This is a genomic window from Microcoleus sp. F10-B2 (assembly GCF_036704965.1).
Classification (GTDB): Bacteria; Cyanobacteriota; Cyanobacteriia; order Cyanobacteriales; family Microcoleaceae; genus Microcoleus.
Genome location: NZ_JAUBTB010000040.1, coordinates 16,528 through 31,267, shown reverse-complemented (window position 1 = coordinate 31,267; position 14,740 = coordinate 16,528). Strand labels below are relative to the sequence as shown.

Annotated in this window: 7 protein-coding genes and 1 pseudogene; 5 read left to right on the top strand and 3 right to left on the bottom strand. The window is 46.1% G+C overall.

Annotated features, from left to right (window positions below; genetic code table 11):
* Window positions 1-184: 184 nt before the first annotated feature.
* The 5 genes and pseudogenes from QUA99_RS16875 (at window position 185) to QUA99_RS16855 (ending at window position 8,211) form a co-directional block, all read left to right on the top strand.
* Window positions 185-1,123 (top strand): glycosyltransferase, encoded by a 939-nt coding sequence (locus QUA99_RS16875; protein ID WP_333238690.1) that lies wholly within the window; start codon window positions 185-187, stop codon window positions 1,121-1,123.
* Window positions 1,124-1,708: 585 nt separating this feature from the next.
* A complete protein-coding gene (locus QUA99_RS16870; RefSeq protein ID WP_333238688.1) occupies window positions 1,709-4,861 on the top strand; it encodes a PAS domain-containing protein in 3,153 nt (1,050 codons plus the stop codon).
* Between the two features lie 427 nt (window positions 4,862-5,288).
* Complete coding sequence (argZ, locus tag QUA99_RS16865; protein ID WP_333238686.1) at window positions 5,289-7,403, top strand: bifunctional arginine dihydrolase/ornithine cyclodeaminase; 2,115 nt, start codon at window positions 5,289-5,291, stop codon at window positions 7,401-7,403.
* 132 nt (window positions 7,404-7,535) lie between these two features.
* Window positions 7,536-7,793, top strand: a pseudogene (locus QUA99_RS16860) (hypothetical protein); the annotation flags it as partial.
* A 169-nt stretch (window positions 7,794-7,962) separates the two neighbouring features.
* Window positions 7,963-8,211 carry a hypothetical protein gene (locus QUA99_RS16855; protein WP_333238685.1) on the top strand — a complete coding sequence of 83 codons (249 nt, stop codon included), beginning with the start codon at window positions 7,963-7,965 and terminating at the stop codon, window positions 8,209-8,211.
* A 414-nt stretch (window positions 8,212-8,625) separates the two neighbouring features.
* Here QUA99_RS16855 and QUA99_RS16850 read toward each other — a convergent pair whose 3' ends face one another.
* The 3 genes from QUA99_RS16850 to QUA99_RS16840 all read right to left on the bottom strand — a co-directional run bounded on the left by QUA99_RS16850 (window position 8,626) and on the right by QUA99_RS16840 (window position 14,466).
* Entirely contained in the window at window positions 8,626-9,777 is a 1,152-nt protein-coding gene (locus QUA99_RS16850; protein ID WP_333238683.1) for a citrate synthase, read from the bottom strand.
* Window positions 9,778-10,461: 684 nt separating this feature from the next.
* Window positions 10,462-10,956, bottom strand: a complete 495-nt coding sequence (sixA, locus tag QUA99_RS16845; protein WP_333238681.1) for a phosphohistidine phosphatase SixA — start codon at window positions 10,954-10,956, stop codon at window positions 10,462-10,464.
* 93 nt (window positions 10,957-11,049) lie between these two features.
* On the bottom strand, window positions 11,050-14,466 hold the full coding sequence (locus QUA99_RS16840; RefSeq protein ID WP_333238678.1) for a diguanylate cyclase domain-containing protein: 3,417 nt from the start codon (window positions 14,464-14,466) through the stop codon (window positions 11,050-11,052).
* Between the last annotated feature and the right edge of the window lie 274 nt (window positions 14,467-14,740).

Genomic DNA, 14,740 nt, shown 5'->3' with positions numbered 1-14,740 from the left:
GAGAATGGTGCAAGATGTGATATTTAACCAACTTTGTATTATGCACCTAATTGAGATCGATTCTTGTCAGAAATAGTACAGATTTATATATTCTTTTTTTGCTAAACTTCTATATTTTGCGGCGGAGTTGCTGCGGAAAATCTGTTACCGTGGGATACGGTAACTGTGGCGATGGGGAAAAGTCGTGTTTTTTAGTGTTGTGATTCCGACGTACAATCGTAAACCGATTTTGGCAAAATGTCTACTGGCCTTGGAAAATCAGCAGTTCGGTAAGATTGTGAGAGAGTATGAAGTAATTGTAGTGGACGACGGCTCGACTGACGGGACGCTGGAGTGGTTGGCGGCAGATGCCGACTTGTTGCCTCATGTGCGTGCGATCGCCCAATGTCACCAAGGCCCCGCCGCTGCCAGGAATTTGGGCGTTGAAAATGCTAAGGGCGATACGATTATTTTTATTGACAGCGATTTGGTCGTTACGGAGCATTTTTTGCAAGCACACGCAGATGCTTTGCTACAGGGTTACAAAGATACTGATGCGGTTTTTACTTACGGAAGCGTGATTAATACTTGCAATTTCGATAATCCTACTTCAGAACCTTACAAAATAACGGATTTTTCGGCTGCTTATTTTGCAACGGGAAATGTGGCGATCGCCCGCCACTGGCTGCTCGCTGCTGGACTGTTTGACACTCGCTTTCAACTCTACGGATGGGAAGATTTAGAATTGGGTGTCAGGTTAAAAAAATTAGGTTTGAAACTGATTAAATGTCCGGCTGCTGTCGGCTATCACTGGCATCCACCTTTTAGTTTAGAGCAAATTTCGGGCATGATTGACCGAGAAATTCAGCGCGGGAGAATGGGAGTTTTGTTTTATCAAAAACACCCAATTTGGGAAGTGCGGATGATGATTCAAATGACTTTTTTGCACCAAATACTGTGGGGAGTTTTATCATTGGGCGGGATACTGAACGAGCGGACGATGACACCTTTTTTGCAGTGGTTGATTGACAAAGGCAAGCCGCAGTTAGCATTAGAAATAGCTCGCATTTTTCTGAATTGGTATAATGTGAAAGCCGTGTATGCCGCTTGCGGTGAATTGCAGGCTGATACAAAAATGCCATAGATCGACCCGCTCGTGCCAACAAAAGATCAGATATTGTAGGAGCTTGTCAGGGTGAGTTTATTTGCCGTTTAGAGTAAGTAGATCTACTGAAAAAACAGAACACCGAGCAACCCGGTAAATGTAGGCAAAACCGGGTTGTAAACACTATAAAAGTTTTACGTTTAATGAAACTTGGCTGCTGAGTCGGTGATTTGAGGAATATCGGCTGTTTTCTTCATCGGCTGCGACAATTTACTCTGAAAAAAAACAACAATCAATTAAGAATTTCTGATACAGTTAATACAAATATAATGGGTGCGCTATCTTGGCGATGAGAGGGTTACGCTCCCATAGCTTGAAAGGAGGCTGACTGTCTAATTTATCCTGCCATAGCTGATAAAAGTATCGCATACAGTCGCTCATTGAGCACCTGGCATCGAAAAACAGGATGCGGAGCAGATTGAAACTTGTATTGTTCACATCCCGGCAATAAATTAACCTCTACCTAATACTATTGCTGCGACAAGCTAATAGTTATACTACCAACGGTTGCGGTTTTAATGAATTTTGAGGATATTAAAAAATAATACTTTGAGGGGGTCTGTTGTGAATGAATCTGACAAAAAATACGCTAAAATACAAACACTGGCATCTGAAAGCGATGCCTTAAAACAAAATATTTTAATGGTAGACGACAACCCAGAAAGCTTACGCCTTTTATCTCAGCTTTTGTCTAAGCGGGGATATAAAGTGCGGGCGACACGGGATGGCAAACTGACTTTCAACTTAGCTTTATCGAGTGCACCGGATTTAATTTTGCTGGACATCGTGATGCCCGGTATGGATGGATATCAAGTCTGCGAACAGTTAAAAGCTTGTCCCGAAACTAAAGATATTCCTGTGATTTTTATCAGCTCTTTAAATGAAGTATTTGATAAAGTTAAAGCTTTTTCGCTGGGGGCGGTAGACTACATTACTAAACCGTTTCAAATAGAAGAAGTGGTGGCTCGCGTCGAAAATCAACTGCTGCTCAGTCGGCTTTCTAAGCAAATTGTAGCACAAACGGCGCGGCTGGAAACAGAAATAGAAGAACGCAAGCGGATCGAAGCAGAACTCCGAGAAAGCCAACGCTGGCTGTCGGCAGTAATTCAAACAAATCCTAATCTTTTGTACGTTTACGATGTGATAGAACAGCGAAATCTCTATTTTAACCGCGAAATATATAGCGAGATCGGCTACACAATAGAAGAAATACAGCAGATGGCAGGAGCATTTATTCCCAACTTAATACACGCTGACGATTTGCCGGCATTCTCAGAACATATCAGCAGAATGGAGACAGCAAAAGACGGTGAAAACTTTGAGTTGGAGTGCAGAATTCAGCACAAAAACGGTGAATATCGCTGGTTCTTGAGCAGGGATACCGTGTTTGCCAGAACAGAGGACGGCAAACCTTGGAAAATTCTGGGAACTGCTACTGAAATTAGCGCTCGCAAACAAGCAGAGCTCGAACTTAAAACAGCTTTAACTGCTTTGGAGCGACAAATAAAGCAAAGATTTTTACTAGAAACAATTACTCTGGAAATACGCTACAGCTTAAATCAGGAGCAAGTTTTTCAAACAGCGACTGCTCAAATAGGGAGAATTTTTAATGCTGATTGCTGCTTGATTCACACCTACACCGAACACCCTAATCCTCATATTTCTTGTGTTGGTCAGTATACAAAATCAGGAGTAGAATCGCTTTTCGATGTAGAAATTCCTGTGGATGGCAATCCTCACGCTCAGTTTGTATTGTCGCAAGATAATGCTGTAGTTTCTGACGATGTTTTTGCCGAACCGCTGCTAAAAGATGTCAGAGATTTGTGCTGCCAAATAGGTTTGAAGTCGATGGTATCCGTTCGCACTTCCTACCAGGGAAAAGCCAACGGAATGATGTGTTTGCACCAGTACGATCGCCCCCGCCACTGGACGGAAGATGAGATCGGATTATTGAAAGCTGTGGCGGCACAAATGGGAATTGCGATCGCTCAAGCCAATCTTCTCGAACAAGATAAGCAGCAGCGACTTAAACTTCAACAAAGCGAAGCTAGTCTAGCAGCAGCCCAGAAAATTGCCCATATCGGCAGTTGGGAATTTGACGTAATCTTGAATAAATTTACCTGGTCATCAGAAGTGTTTCGCCTTTTTAATCTCGATCCAGCTATCCCTGAACCGACATACTTCCAACTTTTGGAAATGTATCATCCCGACGACAGAGAGATTTTTGACCAAACTATAAACCAGGCTATCTCACAAGGAATTCCCTACAAAATTGAATTGCGGATTTTGCCTGCCAGCGGTCATATCCGATATGTAGAGATTAGGGGGGAAATTATTTATAGCGAAAGTGGAGAAGTAATCCAACTTTTGGGAACAGTAATGGATATTACTGAACGCAAACAAGCAGAAGCAGCTTTACGGATTAGCGAAGAACGTTTTTATCTGGCATTTGAAGGCTGTGCTATGGGATTGTGGGATTGGAATGTGCAGACGGGAGAAGTATATTTTAGTTCACGGTGGAAGACGATGTTGGGGTATGAAGTGGAGGAGATAGAAGATAGTTTTCAATCCTGGGAAAGACTGTTGCATCCAGAGGATTTACCACCGGCTCAAGCAGCTATCGAAGCTCACTTTCAAGGAAAAACTTCTATCTACGAAGTGGAATTTCGGATGCTGACAAAATCCGGCGAGTGGAAGTGGATTTTGGCTCAAGCGAGGGTGATGGAGCGCGATGATTCGGGAAATCCTCTGCGGATGACGGGCACGCATATCGATATGAGCGATCGCAAACAAGCAGAAGCAGCTTTGCAATTTAGCGAACTACGAGAACGGGAGAAAGCGCAACAGTTAGAACAAACTCTGGAATACTTAAAAAATGCTCAAGCCCAGCTCATTCAAGCCGAAAAAATGTCAAGTATCGGGCAAATGGTAGCGGGGGTTGCCCACGAAATTAATAACCCCGTCAACTTTATCTACGGCAATATTATTCCCGCCGCACAGTACGCTCGCGATTTACTAAAGTTGATCGAACTCTACCAGCAACACTATCCCGAACCAGTTCCCGAAATTGCCCGAGAATTGGCAGAAGTAGAGGTGGATTTTATCGCTGACGATTTCCCGAAAATCATGGCTTCAATGCAAGAAGGTGCTAACCGAATTAAGCAGATAGTGCTGTCTTTGCGAAACTTTTCGAGACTCGACGAAAAAGAACGCAAAGTAATCGACATTCATGAAGGGATAGAGAGCACTTTGGTGATTTTGCAGCACCGATTGCAGTCACAGCCAAAACGTCAGGAAATTCAAGTTATTAAAAATTACGGCAAACTGCCAAAAGTCGAGTGTTATCCGGCTCAATTAAACCAGGTATTTATGAATTTGCTGTTGAATGCGATCGACGCTGTGGAAGAGTCATCAGCAAACTGTACTTGCAAAGTTAACCAGATTCGCATTGTTACTGAAGTCAGCAGCAAAAATCAAGTCTGCGTCAGGATTGCTGACAGCGGGCCCGGTATCTGTCCCGAGGTTCAGTCAAGGATGTTTGACCCGTTTTTTACTACTAAACCGATCGGCCGCGGCACAGGTTTGGGATTGTCGATTAGTTACCAAATTGTTAAAGACACCCACGGCGGTAAGCTGGAGTGTCATTCAGAAGTTGGCCGGGGAACAGAATTCGCGATCGAACTGCCGATTTCGCAAAAGTTAAAACTTAAAAGTTAGGAGAAGCTGTCATATCATGTCCGGTAAATAAACCATAATTCTTGTGGGGGCGGGTTCACCAACAATCTATAATATCAGCCAGAGACGAGCGTAAACGCCCCTGCACCGTCAGATTAGGGGCAATTCCACGGACATGATATTAATCGTCTACCAGAGCCTATTGTAGGGTACGTCATAATCTGACATTTTCTGCTGTATTTCCTGCGAAAAATCTGTGATTTAGTTTAACCTTATCCTAACCGTGATATAATAACAAGTTACCCTTGTGATTTAGTTTAACCTTATCCTAACCGTGATATAATAACAAGTTACCCTTTTGAACCCCAGACGTTCCGCTGCTAAAATTAGTAGTGGATATTACAGTTGCTATTATACAAACTCTGTCAACATACGTCTGCTGTAGCATCTACCACATTTTAACTGAATTATGACTGACTCAATTCGCTTCCTCATGTGTGCTCCCGACCACTACGATGTCGATTACGTAATTAACCCTTGGATGGAGGGCAACGTACACAAATCATCGCGCGATCGCGCCGTCGAACAGTGGGAAAAACTCTACCACGTCCTCAAAGACAACGCCGTGGTAGACCTCGTACCGCCCGAAAAAGGCTGGCCGGATATGGTGTTCACCGCCAACGCAGGCTTGCTTTTAGGCAATACTTTCGTCCTCAGCCGTTTCTATCACAAAGAACGCCAAGGCGAAGAACCCTATTTCAAAGCATGGTTTGAAAGCAAAGGTTTCACCGTGCACGAACTGCCGAAAGACTTGCCGTTTGAGGGTGCAGGCGATGCTTTGCTCGATCGCGAAGGCCGCTGGTTGTGGGCGGGATACGGCTTTCGTTCCGAGCTCGACTCGCACCCGTTACTAGCAAAATGGCTCAATATAGAAGTGCTGTCGCTGCGTTTAGTTGACGAACGTTTCTATCACCTAGACACCTGTTTTTGTCCCCTGACAGGCGGCTATTTGCTCTACTATCCAGCAGCATTTGATTCCTACTCAAACCGCTTAATTGAAATGCGAGTTGCGCCGGAAAAACGAATTGCCATCGAAGAACCAGATGCTGCCAACTTTGCCTGCAATGCCGTCAATATTGACAAAATTGTGGTCGTGAATAAGGTCAGCGAAAGCTTAAAAATGCGCCTCAATAATGCTGGGTTTAAAGTAATTGAAACACCCTTGAGCGAATTTCTGAAAGCTGGCGGTGCTGCTAAGTGCTTGACCCTGCGGGTCACAGAACCGGTGCAAGAAGATCGATCGGCAAACGTGATGGTAGAAAGCCGCACAATTCGCATGGAAGGCCACCTGCTTGATGCCGGTTTAATCAGCCGCGCTTTAGACTTAATTATCGAAAACGGCGGCAGTTTCCAAGTGCTCAACTTCAATTTAGGAGAGCAGCGGCAAAGCACATCATCTGCGGACGTTAAAGTTTCGGCTCCTTCCCACGATGTGATGGAAGAAATCATGGGACTGCTGATTGACTTGGGTGCAGTTCCCCCGCCGCAAGAGATTTGCGATGCAATTTTAGAGCCTGTAGTGCAAGATGGCGTTGCCCCGGACGACTTTTATGTGAGTACGATTTATCCCACGGAAGTGCGGGTAAACGGTCATTGGGTGAAAGCGCAAAATCAGCGGATGGACGGTGCTGTTGCTATTACTGAAACTGCTGGTAGTCCAGTGGCTAAATGCAAATTATTGCGCGATTTAAAAGTAGGAGAAAAAGTAGTTGTTGATGTGGTCGGCATCCGCACCATCCGCAAAACAGAATCGCGGGAACAGCGCAATTCTCAGGAATTTAGCTTTATGTCCGGCAGCGTTTCTAGCGAGCGCCGCGTAGAATTGGTAGTGGAACAAGTAGCTTGGGAATTGCGCCAGATCCGCGATCGGGGTGGTAAAGTTGTAGTTACCGCAGGGCCTGTTGTTATCCACACGGGCGGCGGCGAACATTTAGCGCACTTAATTCGCGAAGGTTACGTACAAGCGCTGTTGGGCGGAAATGCGATCGCAGTTCACGACATGGAACAATCAAGCATGGGAACTTCTTTAGGAGTTGACATGAAACGCGGCGTAGCTGTGCGCGGCGGACACCGCCATCACTTGAAAATAATTAACAGCGTGCGCCGTTACGGGAGTATTGCAAAAGCTGTTGAAGCCGGGCTGGTTACTAACGGTGTCATGTACGAGTGCGTGAAGCATAATATCCCGTTTTCTCTAGCAGGTTCGATCCGCGATGACGGGCCGCTTCCCGACACGCAAATGGATTTAGTTAAGGCTCAAGAAGAATATACTGAGCTGTTACGAGGTGCGGATATGGTGTTAATGCTGTCGTCTATGCTGCACTCAATTGGTGTGGGAAATATGACGCCGGCGGGTGTGAAAATGGTCTGTGTGGACATTAATCCGGCGGTGGTGACTAAATTGAGCGATCGGGGTTCGATCGAATCTACAGGAGTTGTTACCGATGTGGGATTGTTCCTGAGTTTGTTGGTGAATCAATTGGATAAATTGACCAGCCGCCATCATGTAACTCAATCTGTTTAGATGTAGCGCGGAATCGGCGGTTGAAACCGCGTCTGTACAAACGAAGTCCGCCTTTGCAGACTGAAGAATAAAGCGCGTAGGGTGCGCACTGCGCACCTTACGAAATCGTTATAAATCTTGAGGGCAAAAGCAATGGTACAGGAATTAATAGACCTGAGAAATTGTATTTTGGAAGGCAGGAATGAAGATGCTCTAGCAATTGTCGATGAATTAGAGGGCATCAGCAAACAAGCAACTCTGCGGAATATAGGATATTTTTTACTGATTCTAGTCATCCACCTAATTAAAAACCAAGTTGAACAGCGTTTAACAAATTCTTGGGCTGCTGCTATTGCTAATTCTGTCCTAGGTATTAAAAAGCTCGATCTCAAAGATAATAAAACATCTTACTAGATCAATGCTGCGGAGTGGGAGCCTTTTGGGAGCATCTCACTTTTGCAGTTAAGCTAGAAATTGGAGTTTTAAGGCAGGAGGCAGGAGGCAGGAGGCAGGAGGCAGGAGGAAAGAGGAAGAAGGAAAGAGGAAGAAGGAAGGAGCCATAAGAAGTGTTTTTACAAATATGAGATGCTCCCAGCCTTTTATAGAAGATGAACTAGAAGTCGTAATTCGTGAGGCTAGCAGGGAAGTGTTGGAAGGAAAGTTAAGCCGCGCTCAACTCAATCAAAGAGCGGACAGAGAGCAAATTATGGCGATCGCAACAGGGCTGCTATCTCTGACATACACTTATTCTAGAGGTGAATTCGAAGATGCGATCGATGAATATTTGTCGCAGTTGCCTGGGGGTGCAGATTGGAATGTAGAGAGTTAAAAATAGAAAAAGGCATTGCTGTAGAATACTGAGGGTAATAAACCATTAAACGATGTTTGCGATCGCACCCTCTAGAAAACTATTCGTAAATCAGAGCGTGGCTGGGGCGGGTTTACGGGCTCTTTCGCGCTTTTTTACAGATTTTGGTGAACCCGCCCAACATCGGCTGCAACTTTGTGCAATAAAAAACCTCAGACCTGCAAGCCTGAGGACCGGAGTTCCTGAAAATCGTCACTTCTTATTATTGTCGCCAACTAATACCAGAACCGACAAGAGGGGTGCAACCCACCACGGCAGCTTTTGCCAGACAAACAGAGAAATTTTGAGTTTTCAATTTTGAGTTAAAGAGTTTTTAACTGAACACTTCAATTGGTAAAACAATTCCTCTCCCCCTTGACCAGTCTGGGTTGATAATTATGCCTTAGGAGAGTGTCTGTCCTCGATCGCAATATAAGGAGCACCGTGAGTCCCCGTATATATTTGAGTCGGGCGGTAAATGCGGTTTGCCTCTAGCTGTTCCTTCCAGTGGGCCAGCCAACCGGCAACGCGGGCGATCGCAAAAACCGGCGTAAACAAGTCGATGGGAATTCCCATTTTTCGGTAAACCAGACCAGAATAGAAATCTACATTTGCATAAATTCCTTTGTGACCCAAGTTCTCCTCAACCACTTCTTCCAACTTGACAGCAATGTCGTAATAATCGTCGCGGCCGAAGTTGTCAAATAACTGTTCTGCTAACCCTTGGAGAATAGTTGCTCTCGGATCTTTCACCTTGTAAACTCGGTGACCGAATCCCATAATTTTGTCCTTGTTGGCAACGCACTTCTCGACAAAAGGCCGGACGTTTTCTACCGAACCAATTGCCTGCAACATATCAATCACTTCTTCATTAGCTCCCCCGTGCAGGGGCCCCGCCAAAGTGCCAACTGCTGAAGCAATCACCCCGTAAGGGTCTGTCAGCGTCGAAGCTGTTACCATTGCCGAAAATGTAGAGGCATTAATTGTATGTTCGGCGTGCAGAGTCAGACAAGTGTCAAATATGCTAGCTAACAGCGGATCGGGTTCTTGCTCGTTGAGCATATAAAGAAAGTTAGCCGAGTAGTTCAAGTCATCCCTCGGCCGCACCGGGTCATTTCCCCGTCGCATTTGCTGGAACGCCGCCACCATTGTCGGAATTTTGGCTAGCAGCCGCACTACAGCTTCTCGAATGTATCCCTGGTTGGGGAGAGCTCGGCGGGAGTAGAACAAGCCCAGGGCAGCCGCTGAAGCTTGCAGGGCGTCCATTGGATGTCCTCTTTCGGGAAAGCATTTCATCATGTCCCGGATGCGATATTTGATCCGGCGGTGATAGCGAATTTCATGCTCGAAAGCTGCTAGTTCTTCCTTTGTCGGAAGTACCCCCCAGATTAATAAATATGAAGTTTCAACAAAGGAACTGTTCAGTGCCAGTTCCTCGATGCTAATCCCGCGATATTCCAGCAACCCTTTTTGTCCATCGACGTAGCTAATGCTGGACAAGGTGGCGGGAACACCTTCTAAACCTGGTTTGAATTCGCCGACGACCATTGCGATACCGTTTTGTGTGAGTTCAATCTACTAAAAGTACATTACCAGAAACGAAGATAGTGTCACAGTCTTGACAATTGACACTCCCGGACCTAAAGGCGTGGGGATTCTTAATTCATCGACTGACCTTTAAGCGCTATGTCCTTTCGGCACTTCTTAAACCTTTCAACCGTACAACATACCAATTGACGAGTTCAACTCACAGCAACTCCAGAGGGTCTATCTCCAAAAGCGTACTAGGATATGAACCTAGAGTTCGGGTATGCCCTACCCTACTTAACAAATGAACCAAATTATTTTTGTCTGGTAAAAAGAATGCGTTGATTCTCTAGCTGTTTTAAGAGTATTCGCTGCTCTGTGTCCAACAATTTATGCCTAAAAGTGTGTCTTAACTGTTTCACTTGAGGCACAGGAGTTTAACCTTGACGATTGTAGTATACTACAAATACCAGCAATTCCCTGATTTTTAGGAATGGATTTAAGAAATTAAAGCCGTCCTAGAAGGACGGGGTTTTAAACCCAATTTCCAAATAATCATTTAATTGCGCTTCAGAAACCGGGTTTTTCAACAGAGATCCCGATCGCACCCATGAGTATTTTCGCCCCTCAAAGCCGGTTTCTGCGTCCTTTGAATCCGGGTTTAAGAGTGCTGGCGCATCCTGTTAATGTCGCGGTTCGCTGTTTCTAGGGGAGCAAAAACTTGGGTGGAGTCAGCCAGAACATTTGGCTGCGGCCTACCGGGGAACCTATTTCGGGGAGGATTAAGCCGATGATACCTGCTTTTTTGAGAATCAGGGCATCTTGCGATCGACCCCAAAGCAAAGTTTCTGCCCAGTTGCCCAAGTCTGGTTGGTGGCCCACCAAGGCCAAGTTGCTGCTGCCTGTTTCCTGCCACTGCTTGTACCACTTCAGCCAGTTCCCGATGTCTCCTGAAGGTGCGAGGGCGCGGGATTCTTCTATTTTGGAACTCAAACCGACTGTTTGCAGGATTTGGGCGGTTTGCTGCGCCCGCAGTAGGGGACTGGTGAGAATCAGGTCAAACTGAATTTCGAGTTCGTACAGCCGCTGGGCGATTTTCCGGGTTTTGCTCGCACCCTCTTTAGTCAGCGGCCGTTCAGAGTCTGTATCGTATTCTTCGGGTGCGGCCGCGATACCGTGACGGATCAGATATAAGTGCAATGTCGCTGTCCTTGTGATAGCTGTGCGATGGCTCCGCCCCGGCTTACGCCTACGAACTTATGGGTGAAGTTTGGCGCGATCGACATCTTTTGCCTATTCTACAACTTTATTGAAATCTGCCGCCGTCATCTGGTTGGCGCTAGAGGCGTAGCGATCGCGCCCTTGTCGTTTCGCATCGTACAATGCTCGATCGGATGCGGCTATCAGTTCCTCGGGCGATTGTCCCCTGCGGGGAACCATGCTAGCAATTCCCATGCTAACGGTCACGATCGCGCTCACATCAGATTGTTCGTGAGGGATTGCCAAATCTCGGATTGCCTGTCGCATCGACTCAGCAACTGCGATCGCCCCTGCAGCATCCGTATTCGGCAGGATAGCAGCAAATTCTTCGCCCCCGTAGCGCACAAACAAATCGGCGGAACGTTTAACTGCCGCTGCTGCGGCTTTGGCGACTTTCACCAAACAAGTATCCCCAGCAAGATGTCCGTAGCAATCGTTATATCGCTTGAAATAATCTACATCCAACATAATCAACGAAAGCTGTTGTTTTGCCTGCATCAGTCGGTGCCATTCCGACTGCAATCGCTCATCAAAGCAGCGACGGTTTGCTACTTGTGTTAACCCATCTGTCGCTGCCATTAATCTGTCTCCCTGAGCCTGATTTCTGACTATCTCCTCTGCCTGCTTCCGTTCTGTAATATCAGCAAAAGTCGTCACTACTGCATACGGATGACACTCATTCCTCTGGAACAGCGGTTGCGAATTAATCGAAATCCAAGTCAGTGTTCCATCGGCCTTGTGAATGCCCATCACCACATTTGATAGCGGTTTTCCCGTCTGTAGGGTGATCGTTGCCGGATGCTGTTCGCCGGGGAAGGGAGAGCCATCTTCCCGAACAGTTCGCCAGTCTAAATCTACTGATGTACGCCCCATCATTTGTTGGGAGGTCAGCCCGATAATCCTTTCGGCACTGGCATTACAGGCAATAATTTCTCCGTCTGCTAGCTGAAGTACGACGCCTTCTGTCATGGTGGCAATCACAGAACGATACCGTTCCTCACTTTCCCCTAATTGACTCAGGAGAATGTTTTTGGCATCAAACTCTGAAGCCAGATGCACGCTACCAGCCAAAAACCCAGCCATCAGTTGTAAAGTCTGGATGTCTGACTCTGTAAAGCTAGAGGGTGTCGCTGAAATAACTTTTAAGACACCAACCCGTTCTTGTTGATAAAACAAGGGAACAACCACCATTGACCGGACACCAATGCGCTGACAGGCAGCCCGATCCACCCGTGCATCGGTTTCTGAATCGTGGCAAAGCAGGATGGAGCCGGTCGTAATACATTTTCCCGATAAACTTGTCGCTATTTTGACCCGCAATCCAACATAGGCGCTGGCGATACCGCTGGCAGCCCGATACACCAATTCATCCCCTTCAACCATTTCAATCACCGATCCGTCGGCGCGGGTCAAATCTTGAGTGCTGTCTGCAATCACCGCCATGACTGCATCAAGATTGGGATTGCGGATGGCGATTTCCTGTTGGGTAGCAATCACTTTACTCAGACGCTCGAAATCTTGTTTTAATGATGTTTCTGCTTGCTTGCGATCGCTGATATCCTTCATAAAGCAGTGATGCCCGATGAACTGCTGTCGATCGTCGTAAATCGAGATCATCACCACTTGTTTGTAGAAGCTAGAGCCGTCTCTGCGAATCCCTCTGGCTTCTACCTCTACTTTGCCCTCTTGCTGCATTTGTTGATAAGCCGCAATTAACTTTTCTAAATCATCGGGATGTACAGTTTTTTTCCAGAACATTCCGATCATTTCTTCTGGTTGATATCCAACTGTATTTGCATAGGATTGATTGACAAATATATATCGTCCTTGAGTATCCAGTTGAGAGATACCAGAAACTGCATTTTCTAAGGCAATCATCAATTCTCTTCGCTCAAACTCCGCCTGTTTGCGCTCACTAATATCGGTGTGAGAGCCTGACATCCGAATGACATTGCCTCCTTTATCCCAAAGGGCTTGACCGCGATCGAGAATCCACTTATAGCTGCCGTCTTTGCACAAAAGCCGATGCTCTGAGATGTAAAACGGTGTTTTCTTGGCAAAATGGTCAAGAATTAGTTGCGTTACCAAATCGAGGTCATCGGGGTGTAAGCGTTTTGACCATTCATCCAGATGGTTAGAAATTTCGTGTTCTTCAAATCCCAACATCTCTTTCCATCGACTGGAAAAGAAAACTTCGTTGGTTTTCACATTCCAGTCCCAGATGCCGTCGTTATTGCCTCGTAGTGCTAGTTGCCAGCGTTCTTCGCTCTCACGCTGTGCTTCAGTTTTTTCGATCAGCTTGCGAGCAGATAGACGCAGTTCCATCTCATCCATAACGATCGCGGCTAGATCGCGTAAGGTGGCTTTTTCTTCTGCTGAAAGGTGACGGGGATGCTTATCAATTATGCAAAGGGTTCCCAAGTTATACCCATCATGGGTTTTTAGCGGTGCTGCTGCATAGAATCTCAAACCAAATGCTCCCAACACTAGGGGATTTACGATCGTCTGCGGATCTTCAAGAGCATTCTTAATTTCGTACACATCGTCTTGCCAAATCGCCGAGGCACAGAGTCCGGGTTCCCGATCTATTTGCTGGATATCCAACCCGTAACGAGATTTGAACCAAATCCGATCGCGATCCACCAAGGTGACAACGGCGATGGGCACTCGAAAAAAACGCGCCGCAATTGCCGTGATGCGATCGAAGGCTCCATCCGGTGGAGTATCCAAAATCTGGTAGCGCCGTAAACATTCTAATCGCTCAGATTCATTGGCTGGATGATTAATTTTAGAAGATTGTTGTTGACTCTCTGGCAGACTGATGTCTAATGACTTTTTCTCTATAATATCCGTTTCTGTTGGTTGAAGTTCAATGGTTCCGGGTTTTAGCTTTACTTCTGATTGGTGAAGTTGTTGATGCCGTTCCTGTTCCTCGACGATCGCGCTGCCGAGTTGGAGTGCCATTTGTTGCAATAATTGCACTTCGGAGGATTGCCATTTCCGCAGGCTTCTACACTGATGGGCAATCAGCAATCCCCACAAATTATTCTGGCACAAGATTGGCACGACTAAATGCGCCCGAACCTGGAGGCGATCGAGAAATTCCACATAACAAGCTGGAACATCACCTGCGTGAATATCTGAAATGGCACTCGTTTCTCCTTGGCTGTAACGCTCTATCCAGGTTGCTTCAAACCAAGGATCGTCAATCACTTGTCCCTGGATTCGCGGCCACAAGGGATCGACGGCTTCAGCTAATACTACACCATTTCCCTGTGGTAGGAAGCCATAAATAATCACGCGATCGGTTTGCAGCAACACCCTGGTTTCTGCAACCGCCAATTGCAAAAACATCTCCCAATTCGTGAAATCGTTGATTTGAAGTGCTATTTTGAAAAAATTTTCGATAAATTTCTCTGACGAGCAAGAGAAAGCCTGTGGTGTAGACATCTCCATGTTCCTTTCCTTTTATCAACCCTTTTTATACCAGTCTAACCTGCTTGGGATCGGTACAGTAATTTATTATTTGCAGCCGCTGATATGCCGGTAGCATCGGAATTAATGTTACCCACAGTCAGGACACCGCGAGTGCCTAACTCCCTACAATTAATCTGGCGTAGGGACTTAGGCACTCGCCGTGTCCTCTATACCATTCCGGTGTAACCGGAATAGATATGAATAGGAAGATGACTTTGTGGCTTTTAGGTAGGGTGTTTTTGCTGTA